21 protein-coding genes and 1 pseudogene are annotated in these 24914 nt (G+C 69.4%); 18 read left to right on the top strand and 4 right to left on the bottom strand.

The window, feature by feature from the left end:
- Positions 1-11: 11 nt before the first annotated feature.
- A complete protein-coding gene (locus OG406_RS39260; RefSeq protein WP_329183033.1) occupies positions 12-686 on the bottom strand; it encodes a DUF4097 family beta strand repeat-containing protein in 675 nt (224 codons plus the stop codon).
- Positions 687-936: 250 nt separating this feature from the next.
- Between OG406_RS39260 and OG406_RS39265 the strand changes: the two genes are divergently transcribed.
- Both OG406_RS39265 and OG406_RS39270 read left to right on the top strand, forming a co-directional pair.
- Positions 937-1668, top strand: coding sequence for a helix-turn-helix domain-containing protein (locus tag OG406_RS39265; RefSeq protein ID WP_164370976.1), 732 nt, complete (start codon positions 937-939; stop codon positions 1666-1668).
- A 477-nt stretch (positions 1669-2145) separates the two neighbouring features.
- Positions 2146-3417, top strand: a complete 1272-nt coding sequence (locus OG406_RS39270) for an MFS transporter (RefSeq protein WP_387112539.1) — start codon at positions 2146-2148, stop codon at positions 3415-3417.
- On the opposite strand, the gene OG406_RS39275 is transcribed toward OG406_RS39270, so the two are convergent.
- The gene (locus OG406_RS39275; protein WP_329183030.1) at positions 3414-4199 is read right to left on the bottom strand and encodes an MBL fold metallo-hydrolase; all 786 of its coding nucleotides are present in this window, start codon (positions 4197-4199) and stop codon (positions 3414-3416) included. The two genes, OG406_RS39270 and OG406_RS39275, sit on opposite strands and share 4 nt — an antisense overlap.
- Positions 4200-4893: 694 nt before the next feature.
- On the opposite strand from OG406_RS39275, the pseudogene OG406_RS39280 reads away from it, so the two are divergent.
- The 7 genes and pseudogenes from OG406_RS39280 (at position 4894) to OG406_RS39310 (ending at position 12115) form a co-directional block, all read left to right on the top strand.
- A pseudogene (locus OG406_RS39280) lies at positions 4894-7148 on the top strand (MMPL family transporter).
- 351 nt (positions 7149-7499) lie between these two features.
- Complete coding sequence (locus OG406_RS39285) at positions 7500-8171, top strand: DUF4097 family beta strand repeat-containing protein (RefSeq protein WP_329183027.1); 672 nt, start codon at positions 7500-7502, stop codon at positions 8169-8171.
- A gap of 55 nt (positions 8172-8226) precedes the next feature.
- A complete protein-coding gene (locus tag OG406_RS39290) occupies positions 8227-9198 on the top strand; it encodes an ATP-binding cassette domain-containing protein (RefSeq protein ID WP_329183026.1) in 972 nt (323 codons plus the stop codon).
- Positions 9195-9971 (top strand): ABC transporter permease, encoded by a 777-nt coding sequence (locus tag OG406_RS39295; RefSeq protein WP_164370981.1) that lies wholly within the window; start codon positions 9195-9197, stop codon positions 9969-9971. The genes OG406_RS39290 and OG406_RS39295 overlap by 4 nt, the downstream gene beginning before the upstream one ends.
- 360 nt (positions 9972-10331) lie before the next feature.
- The gene (locus tag OG406_RS39300; protein WP_329183021.1) at positions 10332-10865 is read left to right on the top strand and encodes a hypothetical protein; all 534 of its coding nucleotides are present in this window, start codon (positions 10332-10334) and stop codon (positions 10863-10865) included.
- A 324-nt stretch (positions 10866-11189) separates the two neighbouring features.
- Positions 11190-11762 (top strand): hypothetical protein, encoded by a 573-nt coding sequence (locus OG406_RS39305; protein ID WP_329183019.1) that lies wholly within the window; start codon positions 11190-11192, stop codon positions 11760-11762.
- A gap of 47 nt (positions 11763-11809) precedes the next feature.
- Positions 11810-12115: a hypothetical protein gene (locus OG406_RS39310; protein WP_329183017.1), complete on the top strand. Its 306-nt coding sequence runs from the start codon at positions 11810-11812 to the stop codon at positions 12113-12115.
- A gap of 799 nt (positions 12116-12914) precedes the next feature.
- Here the strand turns inward: OG406_RS39310 and OG406_RS39315 are convergent.
- The gene (locus OG406_RS39315) at positions 12915-13901 is read right to left on the bottom strand and encodes an ArsR/SmtB family transcription factor (protein WP_329183015.1); all 987 of its coding nucleotides are present in this window, start codon (positions 13899-13901) and stop codon (positions 12915-12917) included.
- A gap of 172 nt (positions 13902-14073) precedes the next feature.
- Between OG406_RS39315 and OG406_RS39320 the strand changes: the two genes are divergently transcribed.
- The 9 genes from OG406_RS39320 (at position 14074) to OG406_RS39360 (ending at position 21655) form a co-directional block, all read left to right on the top strand.
- Positions 14074-15018 (top strand): LysR family transcriptional regulator, encoded by a 945-nt coding sequence (locus OG406_RS39320; RefSeq protein ID WP_329183013.1) that lies wholly within the window; start codon positions 14074-14076, stop codon positions 15016-15018.
- Positions 15019-15260: 242 nt separating this feature from the next.
- Positions 15261-15833, top strand: a complete 573-nt coding sequence (locus tag OG406_RS39325; protein WP_326840951.1) for a transcriptional regulator — start codon at positions 15261-15263, stop codon at positions 15831-15833.
- 8 nt (positions 15834-15841) lie between these two features.
- A complete protein-coding gene (locus OG406_RS39330) occupies positions 15842-16321 on the top strand; it encodes a hypothetical protein (RefSeq protein WP_329183010.1) in 480 nt (159 codons plus the stop codon).
- Between the two features lie 172 nt (positions 16322-16493).
- On the top strand, positions 16494-17054 hold the full coding sequence (locus tag OG406_RS39335; protein ID WP_329183007.1) for a GNAT family N-acetyltransferase: 561 nt from the start codon (positions 16494-16496) through the stop codon (positions 17052-17054).
- A gap of 148 nt (positions 17055-17202) precedes the next feature.
- Positions 17203-18156, top strand: coding sequence for an RNA polymerase subunit sigma-70 (locus OG406_RS39340; RefSeq protein WP_329183006.1), 954 nt, complete (start codon positions 17203-17205; stop codon positions 18154-18156).
- Positions 18157-18329: 173 nt separating this feature from the next.
- Positions 18330-18746, top strand: a complete 417-nt coding sequence (locus OG406_RS39345; protein WP_329183005.1) for an SgcJ/EcaC family oxidoreductase — start codon at positions 18330-18332, stop codon at positions 18744-18746.
- A gap of 378 nt (positions 18747-19124) precedes the next feature.
- Positions 19125-19733, top strand: coding sequence for a hypothetical protein (locus tag OG406_RS39350; protein WP_327407447.1), 609 nt, complete (start codon positions 19125-19127; stop codon positions 19731-19733).
- A gap of 1 nt (position 19734) precedes the next feature.
- Positions 19735-20259 (top strand): hypothetical protein, encoded by a 525-nt coding sequence (locus OG406_RS39355; protein WP_329183001.1) that lies wholly within the window; start codon positions 19735-19737, stop codon positions 20257-20259.
- Positions 20260-21391: 1132 nt separating this feature from the next.
- Positions 21392-21655 carry a hypothetical protein gene (locus tag OG406_RS39360; RefSeq protein WP_329182999.1) on the top strand — a complete coding sequence of 88 codons (264 nt, stop codon included), beginning with the start codon at positions 21392-21394 and terminating at the stop codon, positions 21653-21655.
- Between the two features lie 109 nt (positions 21656-21764).
- On the opposite strand, the gene OG406_RS39365 is transcribed toward OG406_RS39360, so the two are convergent.
- Positions 21765-24239, bottom strand: a complete 2475-nt coding sequence (locus OG406_RS39365) for a DEAD/DEAH box helicase (protein WP_329182997.1) — start codon at positions 24237-24239, stop codon at positions 21765-21767.
- Positions 24240-24914: the final 675 nt, after the last annotated feature.

Consider the following 24914-nt stretch of genomic DNA (forward strand, 5'->3'; position numbering starts at 1 on the left):
GCCCCTGCCGTTCAGTTGCTGCGGGCGGTGATGTCGCCGTAGCCGGTGGTGGCGTGGATGGCGAGGCCTGCGGCGGAGCCCTCGGAGTTGTTCAGGGCGTTGTCGACGCGGCCGTATCCGGTGCCGGCGTCCAGGGTGGCGGAGACGCCGTGGGCGGCGCCGACGGTGATGTGGCCGGCCTCGGTGCGCAGGGTGACGGTGCCGTGCACGGCTTCGGTGATGGTCAGGTCGCCCTTCTGGGTGCTGATCTCGGCGGAACCGCCGACCCGGCGCACGGTGATGTCACCGGCGGCGAGGGTGAGGCGGGCGCTCGCGGTCTCGTCGAGGGTGATGGTGCCCTGGGCGGATTCGAGGGTGACGTCGCCGAGGCGTCCGGTGCCGCTGATCTCGGCGGCGGCGGTCCTCGCCTCGACGCGGGAGCCGGCGGGGAGCTGGACGGTGACCTCGACGGCCCCGGAACCGGCACCCAGGAGGCGGCTGTTGGCCTGCGGGGTCTCGATGCGCAGGACGCCGTCGGCGTAGGCGACGGTGATCTGCTCGGCCGCCTTCACGTCGGCGCCCCTGGAGGCGTCGGCGGGCACGACGTCGACGCCGGTGTCGGCGCGGTCCGCGGCGACCAGGCGGACCCGGCCGGCCGGGATGTCGAGAACGGCGGAGATCGGGGCGGGGGAGTCGAACTTCTGCATCGTGCTCTCCTTCTCCTGCATCGCGCGCCCCAGCGGCCCGCGGTTTCTGATGACAGAAAAGCTACGTTGCATTCACTGATCGGGCAACAGGGTCGTTGCGCGACATGCACATAACTGCAGCTGGCAGAGCGGAAATTGTTGCAATGGTTCAATATCTAACGCAACACTCGCGACTTCTGTTGTTGCAATGAATTGGATGTGAACGCTATAGTCCCGACAACACGCGCCATGCACGACGAAGGAGACCGCGATGCCGGGAGGCAGGCTCACCCAGCAGGAACGCCAGCAGATCGCGCTGGGACTGGCCGACGGCCTCGCCTACGCCGAGATCGCCCGAAGCCTGGACCGCCCGACCTCCACCATCACGCGCGAGGTGATGCGCAACGGCGGCCCCACCTCCTACCGCGCCGACCTCGCCCACCGGGCCACCGAACACCGCGCCCACCGCCGCAAGCAGGCCACCCCCCGGGATGCGAGGACACCCCAGCCGCAAGGCCGCCACGAACAGGCCGTACGCGAGTACGAAGAGGTGCTCACCACCGTCTTCATGGCCTCGGGCGCGCCCACGATGATGGCCCGCGTGATGGCCTGCCTCACCCTGACCGACTCCGGCAGCCTCACCGCCGCCGAACTCGTCCAGCGCCTCCAGGTCAGCCCGGCGTCCATCTCCAAGGCCATCGCGTTCCTGGAGAGCCAGGGCCTGGTCCGCAGGGAGCGCGACGAACGCCGCCGCGAGCGCTACGTCGTCGACGACGACGTCTGGTACCAGTCCATGATGGCCAGCGCCCGCTCCACCGCCCAGATCGTGGAGACCGCACGCCAGGGCGTCGGCGTCCTGGGCCACGGCACCCCGGCCGGCAACCGCCTGGAGAACATCGCCCGCTTCCTCGACTACGTCTCCGAGAGCCTCGCCCGCGCCGCGGAACAGGCCCGCGAGGTCCTCTACACCAAGCCCGAGACGACACCGGACGAAACCGGCTGAGCCGCGATCCGGCCGCGGGACCCGCCGGCTCCGCCGGTCCGACGCGCGTCCGGCGGGGAGGCTTCCGCCGGAACGCCGGTGGAGCCCTGGCCCAGGACGTACCGGAATCCCTTGTCCCGTATGGAGATTGAGGTGAGGATCCCGGCTGTGACCGATGCCGATGCCGCCAGAGCCGGGTTCCCGAGGTCCGGCGGCTCCGCCCCGCCCACCGGCCCCGGGCCCCGCGCCGCCACCCTCGTCCCGGAGGCGGGTCCCCCGCACCGGACGGGCACCCGCCCGGCGCCGCGCACGGCCACCACGCCGGCTGCGGAGCCGGAGCCCCGCCTGCAACAGCCGTACACTCCCTCCCCGTCCAACGCCCTTGCAGACAAGGGCAGGTGCACGCCTCCGGATGCCTCCGGCGCCGCGTCCGAGGGACCCGGCGCGTCCGGGCGGAGCCCGGCACGGCCGGCCCGGCCCGCGCACCGCGACACGAACGTGCTGCGCTGGCTGACCGCCTACTTCGCGTCCATCGTGGGCGACAGCGTCTACTTCCTCGCGCTGGGCTGGGCGGCCGCGCAGTTCGCCGGACCCGCCCAGGTCGGCCTGGTGCTGGCGGTGGGTGCCGTCCCCAGGGCGCTGCTGATGCTCCTCGGCGGTGTGGTGGCCGACCGGTTCGATCCGCGCAAGGTCGTCATCGGTTCCGACGCCCTGCGGGCCGCGGTGATCCTCGCGCTCGCCGCCGTGCTGTGGCTCGGCACACCCAGGATCTGGCTGCTGGTGGTGGTGGCGCTGGTCTTCGGGGTGGTGGACGCCCTGTTCATGCCGGCGGTGGGCGCGCTGCCCCCGCGGCTCACCGCCCCCGACGAGGTCGTCCGCCTCGTCGGCATGCGGCAGTTGGCGATCCGGATCGGCAAGGCGGTGGGCCCGCCCCTGGCCGGGTTCGCCCTCGCCCACCACGGCGAGGCCGCCTTCGCGACGGCCGGGGTGCTGTTCGCGTTCTCCCTCCTCCTCCTGGCCGGCGTGCGCATCGCGCCCCTGCCGGTAGACCCGGGCGCGGCCGAACCCGGCACCCCCTGGCAGGACCTGGCCGACGGACTGCGCTACATCCGCCGCCACCGCCTGGTGGGACCGCTCGTGCTCGCCACCGCGCTGAGCGAGATCGGGTTCATGGCGCCGCTGCAGGTGGGAGTGTTCCTCCTGGCGGGGGAGCGGGGCTTCGGGGCTTCCTCGATCGGCTGGATCCTCGGCGCGTTCGCGGTCGGGGCCGGGCTGGGAGCCGTGGGCCTGTCCCTGATGGGACGGATCCGGCGCGCCGGAACGGTCCAGGTCGGCACGCTCGTCGTCGCCTCCGCGGCGATCGGCGCCATCGGTCTGCTGCCGACGGTGGCCGGCGCGGCGACGGTCGCCGGCTTCGCCGGACTGGTGGGCGGCGTGTGCGGAGGCCTGTCCATCGCCCTGATCCAGCACAACACGGCCGCCGCCTACCAGGGCCGCGTCGCCGGCGTCCTGGCCCTGTCCCACGTCGGCCTCGCCCCGCTCGTCTTCCCCCTGTTCGGACTGGCGGCCGGCGCGGTCGGAGTGACCCCGATGTTCCTCATCGGCGCGGGCATCAGCGCGAGCGCCGCCGTCGTCGGCCTCCTCTCCGGCGACGTACGCCGGGCACAACTGACCGTGCGGCAGACCCCGAAGCCACGGCCCCGCACACCGGCGCCCGCCCCGCCGCCCGCCACGGACCCCGCAGCCGGCCCGCCCCGCCGGTCCCGCTAGACGCGCGCGAGGGCCTGCTCGAACAGCACGGGGTCGTGGGCGTTGACGATGAGCAGATCGGGCTCCCCGCGCTCGTACAGCTCCGCGAGCCGCGCATGGTTGTCGCGCACCTGCTTGATGTCGTACGCGATGAAGGACTCCATGCCGCTGAGCGTGCGCGGGACGGGGGAGCGCCGGTCCAGGACGCCCAGATGGTAGAAGGCGTCCCCGGCGTGCAGCAGCCACCCGCTGTCCGACTCGACGGCGACGGCGGCGTGCCCCCGGCTGTGCCCGGGCAGGGCGATCAGCACGATCCCGGGCGCGATCGCGTCGAGTTCACGCGCCGCCGCGAAACCGCGCCACCGCTCACCGTCGGGACGGTGCTCGACGAGCTTCACGCCGTGCTCCCACTGCGGCCGCCGGTAGCGGATCCGCTCCCGCCAGGTGGGGGAGTGGACGGAGCCGCTCGCCTCGTCGGCGGTGAGGTGGACCTGCGCGTCGGGGAAGTCGGCCAGCCCCCCGATGTGGTCGGAGTCGAAATGCGTCAGCACGATGTGGCGGACGTCCTCGCGGCGGAACCCGAGCCTCTCGACCTGCCGTACGGCCGTCTCCTCGACGTCGAACACGGGCCGCACGAAACGCCGGGACGGCCCCACCCGGCGCCCGGGATCGGCGATGTCGTCGAGCCCGTACCCGGAGTCGACGAGGACCAGACCGCCGGCGGTCTCGAGGAGCAGCACATGACACACCAGGCGCGCGCCGGGCGGATGCATGGTGCCGCAGTTCAGGTGATGAACTTTCACAAACGCAGTCCTTGTCGTGTGGGGAGGCGGGCAGACCCGGCCCTTCCTCCCGTCGGAGCGTCCCGGCGCGGCGGCCCGGAGCCGAGCGGGCCATGATCGGAAGGCTAACCGCCTCCCGTACAGCCATAGTTGAGCGATGGACGAGGGAACCTGGACCGCGCGCGTGCGCCCTTCGGGCGGCAGGACACCGCCGGCCTGATCAACACCTCGCCTACCCGCCCGGCGTGGACGCACGCCGGGTACCGCGTCGGACGCCCGGATCCGGACGTCCTTCGTGCGGCGCTGCCGCCGCCACCGGCGCGGACCACCGGCGCCGCCGAACGGGCGCGCCCGAGGCCTCCGAACGGGCGTGCCCCAGACCGCCGAACAGGCCTACCCGGGGCTCCCGTTGGGGGCGAGCGGGACTCGACCAGGCTTCGAGCGCGCTCCGGCAGGCTGTCCCGGTGCCCCAGGTGTGCGCCTCAGGCGTGTGCCGGGCGCGGCCGGGGGAGGGATGGCGCACCGCGGGGTGCGGGGGTGTGCGGGGGCCCGTGTTCCGCCGTGCCGCGAGGCCCGCTCGAGAGCCGCCGGAGGCACGCTCGAGGGCCGTCCCGGGAGTGGCGGAGAATCACCGCCGACGTAAGTAAACCGCCACTGCGGTTTGTTAACCTGCGCGGGTCTTGGTGCCATCCGATCCCGACGGGAGCCCCCCACCATGGCGACGTTGCTCTACAGACTGGGCCGATTCGCGTTCCGCAGGCGAGGCCTGACGGTACTGCTGTGGCTGCTGGTTCTCTTCGGAGCGGGATTCGCGGCCTCCTCGGCACCCGCGCCTCCCGCCGACACCTTCTCCATGCCGGGCACCGAGTCGCAGAAGGCCTTCGACCTGCTGGAGGAGAAGTTCCCGGCCGCCGGCGCCGAAGGCGCGAGCGCCCGGGTCGTGGTCCGCGCCCCGAAGGGGAGCGGATCACCGGGACCGCCAACAAGAAGTCGGTCGCCGACCTCGTCGGCGACCTCGGCGACAACCCGGGCGTCACCCGGGTCACCGACCCGTTCACCACCGGCGCGGTCAGCAAGGACGGCACCACCGCCTACGCGGTCGCCACCTACAAGGCGAGCGGCACCGAACTCACCGACGCCCAGCACGACGCGCTGGACAAGAGCCTGCGTTCGGGCCGGAGCGCGGGCCTGACCGTGGAGGCCGGCGGTGACGCGGTGAAGGTCGACACCGCCATGAGCGGCGTCGGCGAGAAGATCGGCGTCCTGATCTCCGCCCTCGTCCTGCTGCTCACCTTCGGTTCCCTGATCGCCGCCGGCATGCCGCTGCTGACCGCCGTCATCGGTGTCGGCATCGGCATCAGCGCCATCACCGCCCTGGGCAGCACACTCGGCCTGTCCGCGACCACCTCCAACCTGGCGATGATGCTGGGCCTGGCGGTCGGCATCGACTACGCGCTGTTCGTCGTCTCCCGCTACCGCTCGGAGAAACTGGAGGGCCACGACCGCCAGGAGGCCGCCGGACGGGCGGTCGGCACCGCAGGCTCCGCCGTCGTCTTCGCCGGCCTCACCGTCATCGTCGCGCTCGCCGGCCTGAGCGTGGTGAACATCCCGGTCCTGACCAAGATGGGCCTGGCCGCCGCCGGCACCGTCGCCGTGGCCGTCCTCATCGCCACCACCCTGGTCCCCGCCCTGCTCGCCTTCGCCCCGATCCGCGTCCTGCGCCGCCGCGACCGCGCGGCGTTCCGCAGCAAGCCCCTCTCACCCCGAAAGCAGCGCAAGGCGGCCAAGCGGGCGGCCGAGCAGGCCCGGCGCCACCCCAACCTCGGTGCACGCTGGGCCGGTTACGTCCTGCGCCACCCGGTCGCCGTCCTGCTGGTCGGCGTCGTGGGCCTGGGCGCGCTGGCCGTGCCCGCCGCCGACCTGCGCCTGGGCCTGCCCGGCGAGGGCACGATGGCCACCGACACCACCCAGCGCAAGGCCTACGACATGCTCTCGGCGTCCTTCGGCGACGGCTTCAACGGCCCGCTCACCGTGACCGTCGAAGCCCCGAAGGCCGCCGCCGTGGCCGAGCGGGTCGCCCAGCGCTTCGCCGCACAGGACGGCGTCGCCTCCGTCGCCCCGCCCACCGTCAACCCGGCGGGCGACACCGCCCTCTTCAACGTCATCCCCGCCAGCGGCCCGGGCAAGGCCGCGACCGAGGACCTGGTCCGCTCCCTGCGCGGCAGCGCCGGCGCCCTGGAGAAGGACACCGGCTCCGAGATCCTGATCACCGGTCAGACGGCCCTGATCATCGACTTCTCCCACACCCTGGACAAGGCGCTGCTGCCCTACCTCGCCCTCGTCGTGGGCCTGGCCTTCCTGCTCCTGATGGTGGTCTTCCGCTCGCTCCTGGTCCCGTTCAAGGCGGCTCTGGGGTTCCTGCTGTCGGTCGGCGCGGCGCTCGGCGCGGTCGTCGCGGTCTTCCAGCAGGGCCACCTCGCCGGCCTGTTCGGCATCGACCAGCCCGGCCCCATCGTGAGCACCATGCCCATCCTCATGATCGGCGTGGTCTTCGGACTCGCCATGGACTACGAGGTGTTCCTCGTCAGCCGCATGCGCGAGGCCTACACCCACGGCGCCACCCCCGCCGAGGCCGTCGTCACCGGCTTCCGCTACGGCGGCCGCGTCGTCTCGGCCGCCGCCATCATCATGATCAGCGTCTTCTCCGGCTTCATCGCCGAGGACAACGACCTCGTCAAGATGATGGGCTTCGCGCTGGCCTCCGCGGTGCTCTTCGACGCCTTCGTCGTCCGCATGGCCATCGTCCCGGCCCTGTTCGCCCTGTTGGGCACCAAGGCCTGGTGGCTGCCGAAGTGGCTCGACCGACTGCTGCCCAACCTGGACGTCGAGGGCGCGCAACTCGGTCACGGCCCCGCCGGCCCGCTCCCGTCGTCCCGTAGCCCCAGGCGCGAACGCGAACTCATCCGCTGAGCCACGGCCCTTGGGTCCCGGACCGGCAGGAGCACGCGACCGGACAACGCCACGACGCCACCGGCCACCGGCCGGTGGCGTCGTGGCCGCTGCCGGCACCACCGGCCGCCGCCGCGCTGCCGGCGCCAGGCCGTCCATGGATAGCGTTCACCCCCAATCATTGCAACAAACTCCGTACCGGGACGTTGCGTTATGCGCGAGACCATTGCAACAACTTTCGCGCATCTACCAGGAGTTAACGTCAACTTGCGCAACAACAGTGTTGTCAGAACCGTGAATGCAACGTAGCGTTTCCCTCATCGGAAAGCGCGGGCGCCGTAGGGGCGCGCGGTGCACGAGAAGGAGAGCACGATGCAGAAGTTCGACACGCCCGCCCCCATCTCGGCCGTCATCGACATTCCGGCGGGCCGGATCCAGGTCATCGCCGCGGACCGGGGAGACGCCACGGTGGAGGTCCTGCCGGCGAATGCGGCCAAGAGCCGGGACGTGAAGGCGGCTGAGCAGGTCACGGTCGTCTACGGCGACGGTGTCCTGCGCATCGAGGCCGCACCGGCCAAGAACCGCATCCTCGGCACCGGTTCGGGGTCCGTCGAGATCACGATCCAGCTCCCCGTCGGCTCCCGCGTCGAGGCCAAGACCGCCGCCGCCGACTTCCGCGGCGTGGGCCGCCTCGGCGACGTCACCTTCGAAGGCGCCCAGGGCACCCTCAAACTCGACGAGACCGCCGGCGCCCACCTGACCCTCATGGCAGGCGACATCACCGTGGGCCGCCTCGGCGGACCCGCCGACATCAGCACCCAAAAAGGCGACCTCACCGTCACCGAGGCCACCGGCGGCACCGTCACCCTGCGCACCCAAGCCGGCGACATCACCATCGGCGCCACCCCCGGCGTCTCCGCCACCCTCGACGCCGGCACCACCCACGGCCGCATCAGCAACGCCCTGAAGAACACCGGCCACGCCCCCGCCCTCACCATCCGGGCCACCACCGCCCAGGGCGACATCACCGCCACCAGCAACTGACCCCCGACGCCCCCACGACACCCTCACCACCCGCAGCCTCAAAGGAGTCCCCCTCATGACCAACCTGGCCATCGCGGCGCACGGGTTGCGCAAGTCCTACGGTGACAAGGTCGTACTCGACGGTGTCGACCTGACGGTTCCGGAGGGGACCGTGTTCTCCCTGCTGGGTCCGAACGGTGCCGGCAAGACGACGGCGGTGAAGATCCTCTCGACGCTCATCACGCCCGACGCGGGTTCCGGGCAGATCCAGGTGGGCGGTCACGACCTGGCCTCTGACGCGCAGGCAGCGCGTGCCGTCATCGGTGTGACGGGGCAGTTCTCGGCGGTGGACGGGCTGATCACGGGGGAGGAGAACATGCTCCTGATGGCCGACCTGCACCATCTGCCGAAGGCGCAGGGCCGGCGGGTGGCGGCCGAACTCCTGGAGCGTTTCGACCTGGTGGAGGCGGCGGGGAAGCCGGCGTCGACCTACTCGGGCGGTATGAAGCGGCGTCTGGACATCGCGATGACGCTGGTGGGCAGCCCGCGGATCATCTTCCTCGACGAGCCGACCACCGGTCTGGACCCGCGCTCGCGGCACAACATGTGGCAGATCATCCGGGAGCTCGTCACCGGCGGGACCACGGTCTTCCTCACCACGCAGTACCTGGAGGAGGCCGACGAACTCGCCGACCGCATCGCCGTCCTGAACGACGGGAGGATCGCCGCCGAGGGCACGGCCGAGGAACTCAAGCGCCTCATCCCCGGCGGACACATCCGCCTGCGCTTCACCGACCCCACCGCCTACCAGAGAGCCGCCCTCACCCTCACCGACAGCGCCCGCGACGACGAAGCCCTCGCCCTCCAACTCCCCAGCGACGGCAGCCAGCGCGAACTGCGCACCATCCTCGACCGCCTCGACACCGCCGGCATCGAAGCCGACGAACTCACCGTCCACACACCCGACCTGGACGACGTCTTCTTCGCCCTCACCGGCAACACCACCCTCCCCACCCAGCCCGCCCAGCCCAAGGAGACCGTCCGATGAGCTCCCTCTCCCTCGCCGTGCGCGACTCCTCCACCATGCTGCGCCGCAACCTCCTCCACGCCCGCCGCTACCCCTCCCTCACCCTCAACCTGCTGCTCACCCCCGTGATGCTGCTCCTGCTGTTCGTCTACATCTTCGGCAACACCATGAGCGGCGGCGCCGGCCGCTCCGCCTACATCGCCTACATCGTCCCCGGCATCCTGCTCATGACGATCGGCTCCACCGTCGTCGGCACCGCCGTCTCGGTCGCCACCGACATGAACGAGGGCATCATCGCCCGCTTCCGCACCATGGCCATCCACCGCGGCTCCGTCCTGTTCGGCCACGTCGTCGGAAGCGTCCTGCAGGCCATCCTCAGCGTCATCCTCGTCGGCGCCGTAGGCGTGGCCATGGGCTTCCGCTCCACCGATGCAGGCGTGCTGGAATGGCTCGCCGCCCTCGGCCTCCTCGCCTTCTTCGCCCTCGCCTTCACCTGGATCGCCGTCGGCATGGGCCTCGGCAGCCCCAACGCCGAAGCGGCCAGCAACAACGCCATGCCGCTGATCCTCCTGCCGCTGATCTCCAGCGCCTTCGTCCCCCTGGACTCGATGCCCGGCTGGTTCCAGCCGATCGCCCACTACCAGCCCTTCACCCCGGCCATCGAAACCCTGCGCGGCCTCCTGCTGGGCACGGAGATCGGCAACAACTGGTGGATCGCCCTGCTCTGGTGCGCGGCCCTGAGCGTGCTCGGCTGGCGCTGGTCGCAGTCCCAGTACAACGCGGATCCCAAGTAGCCAGGCAGACACCGCGAACCCGTTCCACCCCAGGGCGGCGCACCCCGACACCCGTCGGAGTGCGCCGCCCTGCCCATGCGAGGGCCGCCCGCCACGGGCCCGGCAGGGCGATCCGGATCCCGGCGTAGCATTCACAGCCGCTCCATTGCAATGACACCGCAGAGCGACGTTGCGTTACGGCTGGAATCATTGCAACGAAAATGCGGCAACCACCTGCTATGACTCAGGTCATGGGCAATAAATGCGTTGCCAAAACAATGAATGCAACGTAGCGTTTGTGTCATCAGAAACAATGAACCGTCGGGCCCCACAGGCCGGCGAACACACGCTCCGCAGACCAACGGCGAAGGGGGCCGGACCATGAAGACAACGCACAACCGGCAGCAGGCCGCACCCGGCGCCATCACCGCCTTCGCCCGCTTCACCCTCCTCGGCGGCACCGTAGGACTCGCCTCCAGCCTCACCGTGGCCGCCCTCGCCAGCCAGATCCCCTGGGGCCTGGCCAACGCCCTCGTCACCGCCCTGTCCACCCTCCTGGCCACCGACCTGCACGCCCGCTTCTCCTTCGGAGCCGGCACCCGCGCGACAGGACGCCAGCACCTGCAGTCCGCCGGCTCCGCGGCCGCCGCCTTCGCCCTCACCTGCACGGCCACGTTCGTCCTGCACCAACTGGTTGCCGCCCCCGGCGCGATGCTCGAGCAGAGCGTCTACCTCACCGCCTCGGCACTCGCCGGCCTCGCCCGCTTCACGGTCCTGCGCCTGGTCGTCTTCGCCCGCGGGCACGCGCGGGCCGCGACCCCCGGCCCCGTCGGCGGCCATCGAACCCGTCCGGGTCCGGCCGATACCCTCACGGCCGTACCGGCCGGCCCGGCCCGGCTCTGCCAGGCCGCCTGACCTCACGGGCCCCGGGTGCGGATCCGGATCGCCGGCCGGACTCCGGCGATCCCGGGGGAACGTGTATGCGGCGGGTGCCGGCTTTGGCCGCGGTGTCGGCTGGAGCCTTGTCCGGTGGGCGAGGGGATCGTGTCACGGGCCCAAGTGGTCCCCGTCCGCGAGCTGGAGGGGCGTAGCGCGGTCGGCTCTGCTCGAGCAGCGTCACGAGGCGTCGTCACTTCGACGAGCCTCGAAAGCATGGCGGCCGACGGCCCCGCATGCGGAGAGTGTTCTGGGCGGCGGGACCGACCGACCCGCTGCGACGTTCTCTGGAGGTGGCGGACCATGTTCATGCGAAACGGGGCGAAGCGTGCTGCGATCGCGGTCTTTGCTGTGGGGCTCTGTGTGCTCGCGACCGGTACAGGAGCGGCCACCGCGGCAAGCACAGCCGCCCCGGACGAGTTCACCCGCCAGGCGAAGAGCCTGGGTCTGACCACCGCTGAGGCACACGGACTGCAGCAGCGCGTGGACGTCTATCTCGCGCAGACGGGCGGCACCCAGGTGGCCGTGAACAAGATCCGCCTCGGCGACAGCGGGGAGATCCTGCTGAGCCTGCCGGGCCAGGAGACCGCCCGGACAGTGAACGCGCCCAACAAGCCCGCATCCGAGCTCTGCCCGGGCAACACCATGTGCGCGTGGAAGGGCACCTGGTACACGGGCGACAGGATCAACATGTGGGCCTGCTACAACTTCCGCATTCCGTGGCTGGAGAACGGTTCCTGGATCAACAACCAGTCCACCGGCACGGTCGCGAACTTCCTCGACGACTACGGCGTCTCGAAATGGCACGACAAGGGCGCCTTCGACCAGGACCCGGACGCTCCCTGGTACTGGGTGCACTGGGTCAAGAACTGCTGACAGGAACCAGACGCAACGCAATCCCTCCACGAAAGGCAGCAGCCACCATGAAAACCCGGACACGTCTCGTCGCAACCCTGTGCGCCGCCGCTTCCGCGGCCACGATCGGTCTGGCCACCCCGGCGGTCGCTCAAACGCATCAGGCCAACACGACCTGCAGCACCTACCGCAGCTCCGACGGCAAATCCGTCGGAGTCAGCTGCAACACCGGCCGCTACTACGTCGTCGGCACAGCCTGCAGCGCGGGGGGCTGCACCACGATCGGCGGAAACATCGTCAACGCCCCGAACACCTCTTGGGCATGGGCCGGCAGCGGATACTTCGGCGGCGACATCAGCGCCGTCTTCGTGTAAGCACCGCGGAACTCTGCATCAGCTGTCCGACAGCTCCTGTGACTGCCCCATGCCCTGGTTACTGTTATGGGCATGGGGCCCTGCCGAGGTCTCGGGCCCTCTCCAGGAACGAAAGCCAGATGGACCTCTTGCGCAGGCAAACACGCGAGCTGGCGCCGGCACACCCAGTCCTCCGACTCCACGGCCGCCGCCTTCGCCCGCACCTGGACGGCCATCAGACATCGCGACCACGGCACCAGCCGCCCGGGCGATGCTCTGCCGCGCCGCTTGACCGTCCCAGCCGGGCGCCGCGGCAGCGGCGGATACGGACTCCGTGTGGTCCTGTCGGCGGCGGGAATGACTGCAGGCCGGTCTGTGTTGTGGAGAGCGTGGTTGTGGAGGGAACAGTGTCCCCGGGCCTCACCTATAGCCCATGAGGAAGATCGTTCGGCTGAAGCCTCATGGAGCCTTTCGCCGCGTAGGCGACCGCCCTTCACTACCACGCTCTTCATCGCAGCTCCTGTCCGGGACTTTTCCTGGACAGGAGCTGTTCCTGTCCATCCCCGCTGCGGGATCTGCTTCCGGTACGACCCGTGTTCCGCAGGGCTGCGGCAGAGGAGCGGCCGCGGGGCCGCTCAACATCCAGCCCGGCCCCGCCAGAGCGTTGTCAGGGCCAGGCTGAGGCTTGAGGACTCTGGAGCGGGAGGCAGGGCCAGCACGGCCCGGGACGGAACACCATCAGACAGGAGTGCCCACGCGGCGGCAGGCGAGCTCAGCCACCGCCGCCGCGCCCACACCCGATCCGGCGCAAACGGACCCCTCACGCCCCGTCCAGGATCCTCAACCCAAGCGGCGTGACGGCGTGGACCACGTACTTCCCGCACCGGCGGCTACTGACCAGACCCCCGTCACGCAACGCACTCATCTGATACGTGAGACTCGACTGCGCGATCCCCACGACACGGGCAATGTCCGTCGACGTACATCCCCCACGACTGTCACGGCCGGCAAGAACCTGGAGGATCGCGGCACGCGTCCGGCCGAGCAGCCGCGAGGCACCCCTCCCGCCGTCCCGAGCCAGATGCCAGGCCGGCTTGGCCACCGGATACACCAGAGTGGGCGTCAGATCCGGATCCGCCAGCGCGGTCGGACGCCGCCAGCAGAAGAACGAGGGAACGAGAAGCAGCCCCCGGCCCCCCAGCAACACGTCACGGCTCACCGGATAGTCCACCTCGAGAACCGGATCCCGCCACCGCGCATACGGCGCCAGACTCTCCAGAAGCCCCTGCACACCACCCGCGAGCAGCGCCCCCGAGCGCAGATCGACATCGACCCCCACCTGCCCCCGCATACGCGGCAGATGAGGCCTCAGCACAACATCGAAGTACGTACGAAGCGCCCGCACGACTCTCTTCAGATCGACGGAGTCCGCCCGCGGACCCCCGCCCGGCCCCCGCAGCCCGGCCTGCGCCGTGTTCAGCCGCCCCACCTGCTCCGCCACCACCCGCGCCGGCGTCGCCCCGACCGCATCCAACCCCGCCCCCAGATCCCCGGAGGCGTCGGGGGTGAGAAGGTCGGGAATATAACCGCGGCTGGGCACCAGACCACGCAACGGCGACAACGCCACCCGCAGCCTCTCGTCGCGGCGAATCCTCTCCCGCGCCCCCTCCCGCCACCCACCGAACTCCGCGCGCCCGTCACCCGTCTGTAATCGGCAGATGCTGCACACGATCTCCCACAGGGGATCCGGCCCCCGTGACACCCGCACGTTCCTCAAGTCGTCGTCGGTGAAATGCAGACGGAGCATGACGCCTCCCCATATCGTCCCAACCGGCAGGGGAGGTGCTCGCCGTACGACAGAGGCCACCGCGCTCAACCACACGGCACAACAGACCCCTTGATCCATTCTGGTCGAGCACCGGACATCGGAGCGGCCGAGAACCGAAGGGAACACTCAGCGATTCGATAACCTGCCCTCTATGGTCGCCGGGGGCACGCGTCGCCGAGACGCCCGAGAACCGAGCCTGCACCAGTTACGGCTGTTCCTCGTGCTGGCGGAAGAACTCCACTTCGGACGGGCGGCCGCCCGCATGTTCATCTCCCAGCCCGCCCTCAGCCAGCAGATGCGCGCCCTGGAACAGCGCCTCGACCTCTCCCTGCTGGAACGCCGCACCGGCACCCTGACCCTCACCCCGGCAGGACACGCACTGGCCGAACAGGCCGCAGAAGTACTCGCCGCGATGGCGAAACTGCTCCAGGTCTGCGACGCACACGCCGGCACCGTCCGCGGCAGACTGCGCATCGGATCCCTCGGCGCGGAAGCGGCCATGCCCCACGCGAGAACCGTCCTCGACCGCCTGCGCAACCGCCACCCCCACCTCGAGGTCGAAGTCCTCAACCTGAACTTCGTCGAGCAGTTCGACGCCCTCGCCGACGGCACCGTCGACGCCGCCTTCCTGCGCGCCCCCCTGCCCGCCAGCTTCCAGAGCATCGAACTCGCCACGGAATCACGCGTGATCTGCCTCCCGGCGGACGACCCGCTGGCCCACGAGAGCGAACTCACCCTCGCCCAGATCGCGGACCGCGCCGTGGTGAACATGCCCCCCGAAGTGCCCCGCCAGTGGTGGGACCACCTCACCATCAACCCACGCCCGGACGGAACCAGCGTGCGCTACGGCCCCGTGGTCCGCGACACCGAAGCCATGGTGCTCGCGGTCCTGCAGAAACGAGCCATCACGTTCTTACCGGCGGCCGCCCGCCGCCTCTACCCGCGCCCCGGACTCACCTACGTGGATTCCCCCGAGCTCGGCAACTCCGTCTCCTGCCTGGCATGGCTTCCGGCCAACCGCGACGCACCCGCCGTACACGCCCTGCGCACCGCGGCCCACCCCGACGCCGCCGGAACGGGGGAGCGGCACGCCTAGCCGGCCGCGGAGACCGCCCCCGCCCACAACTCGGCGGACCACCACACACTCCGGGCCATCGCGAAGGCTGTCGTCGACGGTGCCCACGCGGCACCGCCCATTCGTCCTTCACCCGCCGGCCATAAACTCTCGCGAGACATGACCCCATAAAACCATTCAGGTATTCAGCCCGGAATGGCTTTATCTCCAAGCAAACTCCGCTAGAATAGGGGAGGTTCGTCGATCAGTCAGGAGTGAGCAGGGTGCCGGAAAGGAACATCGATTTCGGTCAATTCGGTGCTCGTGGCATCAAGGGCTTCGAAGCCGTCGCCCGGCAACTCGACAAGCTCGCCGGCTACATCGCCACCCCGATCACGGCACAGCGGGGCCTGCTGGCCCGCCTGCACTACCTGACCCGCACCGACCACGCCCGCGCGGCCGCCCGCGCAGCAGGCCTCACGGTCACCGACCGCACCCTCAAAGCCTGGCTCGACGGGAAGCGCCTCCCCTCCAGGAAGAATCTGGAACGCATCGAGACCGCCTACCGGACGGTGCGCCGGCAGAACGTCGCCCGCTATCTCCTAGGCCGCCTCAACCGCGAAGGCCGCGGCACCCGAGTCGAACTGCACCCGCTGAACCAGTCCCAGGTCGACCGCCCGCGCCAACGGATCGTGGAATACCGCAGCCTGAACATCCGTCACTGGGACGCCGTCGTCCGAGCCTGGGCCGACGGCGACGACCAGGCCCTGGACGAAGCCTGGATCGACCAGATCGTGGACCTCGGCTCCCAATGGGGACAGTACGAGTACGTGACCAACGTCGGCTTCGCGGCCTGAGAACTCTTGTGAACGAAATCGAAGAAGCCGTCAGTTGGAGCGGCCCGGCCGTCATCATTTTGTTCACACTCGGGGTATCTGAATCCTGGCTCCAAGAAGACGATTTCACGGTTGCGGCAATGAGGCCGGACCGCGTGAAACGGTATCCGCTCGGTCCGGACCCCGAAGGACAACGAGGAATTGTTCAGTCGTACGACCTCACGTTCGACAACATCGACCGCGACGTCGTCCCCTACTTGCGAGAGTGCCTGCAAAAAGCCTCAACGAAAGCCGAAGGCATCGCGTGGCTCGGCTTCGAAGGCTCATTCCACTACGACAACCTCTTCACCGACGAGGTCGCAGACAAGATCTACGGCTACTGCATCCCCGACGGCGCTCCCGCAGCCATCTGGGACGACGAGACCTTGAAGAGTGACCGATGGAAGCGTGAGATCGCCGAAGTGCGCTCTGTCCTGGAACGCGATTTCCCCATGCCCCACAGGGACTGACCGACCCAAGCCACGGTCCCCTCCCCGGAGGCAACCGTCACGGAGACCGTGACTCTGGCTCTGCGGACTCCCCACCCATACGACGCGCCCGGCGCCACCGGAGACGTACACGCCCCGGCCGCCCGGACAAACCGATGGCCGGAGGCGAGCACGACGCGACAGGATGCCCCGCATGACACTGCCCACCCCCGAACTGCACACCACCCGCCTACGACTGCGGCCGTTCACCGACGCCGACACGGCACCGCTCTACACGCTCCACAGCAACGCCCACGTGCTGCGCTACTGGGACTCCCCGCCATGGACCGAACCGGCCCGCGCCCAGCGCTTCATCGCAACATGCCGGACGATCGAGGAGGAAGGCACGGGAGCACGGGTGGCCGTCGACCGCCTCTCCGACGGCGCGTTCATCGGCTGGTGCGGCCTGACCAACTGGAACCCGGACTTCCGCAGCGCATCCCTCGGCTACGTCTTCGACACCGCCGCATGGGGCCACGGCTACGCCACCGAGACCGCACACGCCGTCCTGCGGTGGGCGTTCGACGCCCTGGACCTGAACCGCGTCCAGGCCGAGACCGACACCCGCAACCTGGCCTCCGCCCGGGTCCTGGACAAGCTCGGCTTCGTCCGCGAAGGCACCCTCCGCGAGGACTGCGTCGTCAACGGCGACGTCTCCGACTCCTGGATCTTCGGCCTCCTCCACCGCGAATGGCACCCGACAGCCGTCCACTAGAACCCGAAACCGGGCCGACACTCGCCCCCGACACACGAGGACGCCCCGCCCTCGACCCCGCCGGCAACGCCACCAAAACCCCCGCGAAGACCCCTGCGGTAGGGTCCCCGGCACACGGACGAGGGACTGGCCGCGGGGGAGCGCCACAGTGGTGGATTTCGACCGTCAGATCGAACCATTCCGACAGGAGCTGCTCGCTCACTGCTACCGCATCCTCGGCTCGGTCCACGACGCCGAGGACCTGGTGCAGGAGACCTATCTGCGAGCCTGGCGGGCCCGGGACGCCTACGACCCGTCCCGCGCCGCATTGCGGACCTGGCTCCACCGGATCGCCACCAACGCATGCCTGACAGCCCTGGAAACCCGGCGCCGCCGCCCGCTGCCCGCCGGAACAGTGACCGAACGCCTGCCCACGGACCCGCTGGTCCACGGAGGCGAAGCCACCTGGCTCCAGCCGATCCCCGACTCACTGCTGCACCTGGGAAGCCCCACCGGCACGGCCATCGACCCCAGCAGCGTACGGCTCGCCTTCGTCGCCGCCCTGCAACACCTCTCAGCACGCCAACGGGCCGCGCTGATCCTGCGCGACGTCCTCGCCTTCTCCGCCGTCGAAGCAGCGGACGTCCTCGACGCGTCGGTCGCCTCGGTCAACAGCGCCCTGCAACGCGCACGCGCTCGCCTGAACGAGGCGGGCGTCCTCGAGGAGCAGATTGCAGAACCCTCCCAGGCAGAGCAACGAGCCCTCGTCGACCGCTACATGAAAGCGTTCCAGGACGCCGACGTCGAAGGGCTCAAGAAACTGCTGAGCGACGACGTCATCATGGAGATGCCGCCGATGCTCAACTGGTTCACCGGACCCGAGAAGTACGGGCAGTTCATGGACTGGGTCTTCGCCGAGGCAGGCGCCAACTGGCACCTGACCCATGTCGCGGCGAACGGCCAGCCCGGCATGGCCGCCTACCGCCTCGGCGACAGCGGCGCCTTCGAACTCCACACACTCCAGGTGTTCACCGTCACCGCTTCCGGGATCAGCAGAAACACCGTCTTCCAGGACACCGAGATCTTCGCAGCCTTCCGTCTGGCCCCCCGCATCGAAGCCTGACCACACCAAACCGACTGCTTCTGCGAGGGCGCACCCCGCGCTCCTCAAAAAATGTTCGGAGTACGCGATGAGCCGGGACTCCGGCGCCGGTATGTACCTGCGGAGCCGCACCGGCTCCCGGTGCGCCGCAGCCCGCGGCAACCCGCACGCGTACGACCGAGCAAGGAGCAACCATGACCACGAACCGGACGCACACCGCGGACGAGACCGCCATCCTCAAGGTCCTCGAGAACGTCTACGCCGCGTGGGACACCTATGACGCGGACGCGTTCGTCGCCGACTACACCGAGGACGCGAGCGTGATCCTGCCGGGGTCCTACCGCTCCTCCCGCGAGGAGATCCGGCAGAGCATGCAGGCCGGCTTCACCAGCTACCTCAAGGACTCCACCACGAACAACAAGGTGCTCGACATCCGCTTCCTCAACAAGGATGCCGCCGCCGTCATCAGCGAGACGAGCATCCTCTTCTCCGGCGAGACACACGTGCCGGCCGACCGCAGCGCGATCGCCATGTGGATCCTGACCCGCCAGGAAACGGAATGGCAGGTGGCTGCCTACCAGAACTCGCCGAAGGCGGCGGCCACGAGCTGACACCGCCGGGGTCGCCCGCCCACGGTCCTGGAGTTGAGGGCCTGGGCGAGCACCGGCCCGTCCCGTCCCGGAACCCGGGACGGGCCACCCCACCGTGTCGCCGGCCTCAACCGACGATCCCCGTGCCGTCCAAGGCGCGGGTCGCCTGGGTTCAACGATCGCCGCCGGCCAGGTGGACCAAGCCCCGGTACTCGCGTCAGCTGAGGGTGCTCGCGAAGCTCATGTCTTGCTCAGGGATGGGGCGGAAGCTGGTCATCCGCCGAAGAGCACTGCCAAGATCTCGACAGCTGCCGGTGCCGAGATCATCGCGGGCAGTAATCTTCCCCTGACCAAGGAGATGTCATGCGCATGCCCCGAAGGGCTTTGCTGGTACCTGCTGTGACTGCTGTCGTTCTCGCCGGAGCGGGGCCGGTGTTCGCGGACGACCCGACAACAGACCCGGCCGACACCGTCGCGACGGCGCCGCCCGCCCAGCCGGAGGAGACGGACCTCACCGAGGGAGCTCCTGACGTTCCCGCCGCAGCTCCCTCCGACGCCGCCGACCAGGTGCCCTCCAGCCGCGGTTGCGAGCAGGGCTGGTACTACAAGGCCAGCAGCAAGTCGAAGGACTACCACAAGGGGGTTGGCGCCGAGCAGGCCAACCACAACGGCACGTCACGCACCGCCAAGTCCACGTTCACCTCGGACGTGACCGGCACGGTAGGCATCGCCTACACCGGCGAACTCAACGTCAAGGGCAGCGCGGCGGTCATCGAGATCTCCGGGAAGTTCGGGGTGACCGTCTCCGCCTCCCTCACCGCGAAGCTCGGCAATGCGATCACGGTGGACACCCCCGCCCGCAAGACAACGTACGGCCGGTACGGCGTCTACCGTTTGAAGAGCTACGGCTACAGCCAATACACCTATGTCAACTGCGGGAAGGGCGCCAAGCACAACGTCACCATCTACACGCCCCACCGCGTCGGCTGGGCCATCTGGGAGGACTGACGTGTCACGTCGAACCCGCGCAGCCCTGATCCTCGTGTGCGCCACGCTGCTCGTCCCCCTGACCGGCTGCTCGTCCGGGCATGACGACAACAAGGCGTCCCCGGCCACACGTTCGTCCGAGCCGTCCGCGAAAGCCACTCCCACCCCGAGTGCCACACAGCCCGCGGTCCAGCAGCCTCCCGAGCTGGACGCCGGCGAGAGGCTCGCCGGCCGTCAGAAGGCGACCACCGGGAACGCAACCCTTTCCTTCACCAAGGGCAAGAAGGGAGACGCACTGATCGTCGCGGTGCGCTGCCAGGGCGCCGGGAAGATCAAGGTCGCTGTCCAGTCCGTGCACATCTCCTTCCCGCTGGAGTGCCAGGCCGGCGAAGTCAGCACCACCTACAACCAGGTCGCGGTCAAAGGCGTGGAACGCAACGGCGTCGTGTCCGTCGAGGCATCTTCTGCCGTGCACTGGTCCATGACGATCGGCCGCGGCACCCCAGCCGAAGAGGAATCGCCCACCTCGACCGCCGAATCTCTCTAGACGGCTTGCGCGCGGTGGTGCATCCGCGGCACCACCGCACGCCCCCCGCGGACGCCCAGTGTCGTTTTTGCCGCGAGAGCCGACAACCAGGCGTCGCCGACCCAAGCTAGAGGTCTGGAGCGACGAACCCGATCTTGACGAGTGTCCCTACCAGTGGCTTAGTTCACGGGTTGCAAGGATCGACGAAGCCACCACCCGAAGACGCCAAAGACCGTGCGCAAAACCTGGGACGCTCTGACTGACGAAACCTGCCAGCTCTCGTACGATCCCGCTTCAGGGTCGGGCGACGAGGGGGGTGCGGCCAGTGCGCCGCTTTGTGATTGCCGGGATCAGCGCAGTCCTGGCGATGACGGTCGCTAGTTGTTCGACAGACAAGGACACACATCCGCCGGCACATCAGAGCGAGACGGCCGGCTCCGGGGCGTGGCAGCCGGTGGGCCACACCGACATCCCCGGGAACCTGTACGGCGTGACGGCTACCGGCGCACACGACGCATGGGCCGTGGGAGACGAGAGCGACGAGCCGGCCGTCATGCGATGGCGCGGCGGGACGTGGACGAGAGTCGAGATACCCGGACGCCTTGGCCTGAACAGCCTGCGCGTCGTCGCAGCCTCGGGGCCCGGTGACGTGTGGGTCTTCGGCGCCGCGGGGGTGGCGGCCGGCACCGAATCCCGGGCGGCACGGTGGAACGGCCGCCAGTGGACACTCGCCTGGCGCGAGCCCAACTCCTTGGTCGATGCGGCAACCATCGCGGGGCCCGGCGACGTGTGGGTGGCGGCGCGACGGCCGGGCGGTGACGGCACCTGTCGTTCGTTCCTCCGGCACCGTACGGCCGCGGGGTGGTCGGCCGTCGACCTGCCGTCGGTGGTGTGCGTGCATGCCATACATGCCCTGTCGCCTGGAGATGTCTGGGCCGTGGGCGAGAGCCGGGGCCGACCGGCGACTCTGCACTGGGACGGGCACAGGTGGCGCACGGTGCCGTTGCCGCCCGCGGTCGCGAGGCCAACCGGAGAGCTGCGCGGTCTCGCCGCACAGTCGCCGACACAGCTCTGGGCCGTCGGCCGCACGGGCCGAACGGGGAGCGTCGTCGGGCCCATCGCAGTGCGCTGGGACGGGCACAGGTGGGTGAGCGTGGTCGACTCCGGCATCGCCGGAAAGTTCGCCAATGCCGCCGCCGACGGGCACGGCGGGCTCTTCGTCTCCGCATTCTCCGCGAGCGGAGACGACCAGGTCTTCCACTACGACGGCCGGAAGTGGTCGAGCGAACACATCGCCTCCGACCACTCGATCACCGGGCTCGCTGTCATCCCCGGCACGTCCCAAGTCGTCGCCGTGGGCACCTGCTGCGAAGGCTACGACGAGGACACCAGCGGCAAGATCTGGATGCACCACTGACGATCCACGGCCAAAATCCGATCCCGGATCAGCAATCCGGAACCGCAGCCGTGTGGACCGGCGATCCACACGCCGGGCCCCCACGCACATGCCGATCACGGAGACCCAGTCACGCCCACCGCATCCCCAGCCCATCGAGTGCCGCGCGCCGTTGTTCGCTGAGCCTGCCCGCCCTACGACGGGTGTTGTCGAGGAATGCCCCGAGCTTGATCTGTTCGCCGTCGACGACCTCCACCACCTTCCTCGGCACCCGCAGGTGCCCCTCACGAGCACGGAACTGCCGGGCCGCGGCGAGGTTGGCCACCCACCTCTCGTCCTGCGTCCGCCGCACTGACTCCACCACCTCACCGTCAGCCGACCCCTCCACCCCGATCGACTCCAGCAAGAACCGCTGCGCCGGCATCAGTTGCTCCCAGCCGGCCCGCTGCGCGACGACCCACGCCCCCAGATCCTCCCCCTGCACGACCAGCTCCCCGCCCAAGCCCGGGAGCTCACCGCCGGCGCGTACATGGGCGAGAGCGAGCCGGTAGCTGCGCTGCCAACCGATCTCCCACGCCGGACACCACCCAGGATCGACCTCCGCCAGAGCCTCCCCACGGCTCTCAGAGAGTTCCCCGGCGTAGGAGAGGCCCGTTTCCCCAGCGGCACGGCGTTCGGCGTTCTCGGCTGCCTTCCGGGCCGCTGCGCGCTGATTCTTGGCCCACACCCCGAGCGGGAACGCGTCCCAGACCACCGATACGGCGGGCAGAAAGTGCCCGTGCACGGCCGCGTACGAGCGGGCGACGTCCAAGCCGGCATCCCACGCAGAGGCGTGCACCGACCACACCATGCCCAGCCGCTCCAACTCCGCGACCCGCGAAGCCTCCAGCGTCCCCGCCGCGTAGTAGCGCCGCTGATCCGCGATCCACGCCCCCAGCGGATGCGAACCGACCGAGGACCAGTCCTCCGGCGTGACGTACGTGAACGGCACCCGCAGCTCCCTGCTCTCCGTCTCGCGCAGCCACCGGGTTGCGGCCTCGATGCCACGCCGCCAGTACGCACCCTCCGGATCGATGACCCGCAACTGCACGAACTGGGTCAGCGCTGCCGGGTCACGTTCCTCGGTGAACCGCAGCACTCCCGCAGCCCGGGACGACACCCGCTCCGCCTCCACCTCGACGTCGTCCTCGCCCAACTCGCCTCCGTCCTCGCCCTGTTCGACCGCCCGACGGCTGTTGCGCAGGCGAGGGTCCGCTAGCGCCTCGATCGTGTCCGCGTCGTGCGCCCGCAGGGCTCCGAGGACTTTGCTGAGGGTGCAGTAGGCATCCGAAGTGAGCAATTCATTCGGATCTTCATCCGGCCCGAGGAACACCGGAACCACCAGAGAAGCCAGTTTTCCCCGTCCCGGGTGCAGCCGCAAGGCACGCCCCACCATCTGCACGATATCGACCATCGAGCCGCGCGCGTCCGAAAAGAGAACCGCGTCACACTCGGCCGTATCGACCCCCTCACCGAGAACACGAACAGACGATAGAACGCGAAACTCGGCCCGCATATCAAGGCCCTCAAATTCAGGACGACCAAGATAATCGGAGGCGAATTCGGCCAGCACCGTCTGACGATGCCCGGGGGCGTGCTCGCCGTACAGCCAGTCCGCCCACACCTGCTCCGCGGGCGGGTAGACATCCGGCTGCTCCTCGGCGAGCCGGGCCGCAGTGGCCGGCACCGACGCCGCCATCGCCTCCGCCTCACCCACCCGACTGTGAAAGCTCAGCACCCGACGGAAGTGTTCCTCCACTGCCGCGTGCATCAACCCCGTCTGCACTGCCGCTAGGCGAGCGCCACGCACCGCATCCGAACCCGTGTCCTCACTGGTCAGCGCCGCGTACAGATCAGGATCGCGGATGTCTAGGCACAGCACCTGGTACGGCGCGACGATCCCGCGACTGATCGCCTCCGACAAGGTGAGCTTGTAGGCGACCGGCCCGAACACCGGCGAGCCGTCCTCCATCGACGCCACCAACCGCGGCCGCTCACCCTCCGCCTCCCACACCCGCGCCGTCGCCGTCATGTAGAGCCGACGCTCCGCCGGCAGCTGCGCCTGGTCGTGCACGGCAGCCCACGGCTTCAAGCCGTCCCCGCTCGTGCGATGGGCCTCATCCACCACCATCAGACTCCACACCGGCAGACCAGCCGTATGCGCCCGCTGAAGAATGCCCCTACCGACCGAGGCATACGTCGCGAACACGGTGACTGTCTCCAACCCGGCCACCCACGAGACGAGCTCATCAGGGTCCGTCGTGCACGGCAGACCCTGGCTCTCTTCGGCCCGCAGCGAGCAGACACCGATCATGGCGCCCCACCGACCCGCACGACGCCAGGCGCCGGCCATCTGCGTCAGCAGGTCCAGGGTCGGCACCAACACCAACACACGGCGGGCGGAAAGCCGGTGCGCGGACTCCGCACCGATCAGAGTCTTACCAGATCCGGTCGCAGCGATTACCTGGGTACGCAGACCGTCAGGAGGAATGCGCCCTCCGGGAGGAACACCGAGAATACGAGCGACGTTATCGACAGCCTCAGCCTGATGGGGACGCAATTCCATCTGAGACACGACCCCTCACATTCTCGGAATAAAAGGTACGGTCTGGGATTAGCCCAGATTTCATCCAGGGAAACGAAATGACGAACTTCCCGAATCTCTCATGATGACGTTTTATACCTCTCGAAGGAAAAGGCTGGTACTCAGTCATCATCCCAGAAGCAAGCTGGCTTTGAAAGTGACGCACAGGAGCAGTGAAAGATGGACCCAGTCGGCATGAGGGGGAGAGATATGAAGGACGAGCTGGCCAGGACCGCACCCGATGCGGAACTACTGAACGTGGTGGAGCAGGCAATGCGATTCCGGGCAGTATGGGAGGAAGTCTGCTCAACTCGCTGGGGGCGACGTTTCGATGAGGTACTGGAAGCGCTCACCTCCGCAGCCGACCGTTGGGCCGTACAACTCGACAAGTCTTTTGCCCGGAGAGTAGCCATGGAGATTCAGCAGGTTCCTGGGAGTAGCTCCCCGCTAGCCAGCCGCCTTTTTGGCGGCCACGGAGTGGACGTCAAGTCGCTGTGCGGGACTGCGGAGCAGGCCGGCACAGCGACTGATCCGGCGTTAGCCGGATCGCCGGATCGCGGAGCGATTCCGGCAGGCAGGGCGGAGCCCTGCCTCATTCCGGCAGAGCCGGATTGCCGCGCGTAGCGCGGGAAGCGTCGCGTAGCGACGCCGCGTCGT

Source organism: Streptomyces sp. NBC_01428 (assembly GCF_036231965.1).
Taxonomy (GTDB): Bacteria; Actinomycetota; Actinomycetes; order Streptomycetales; family Streptomycetaceae; genus Streptomyces.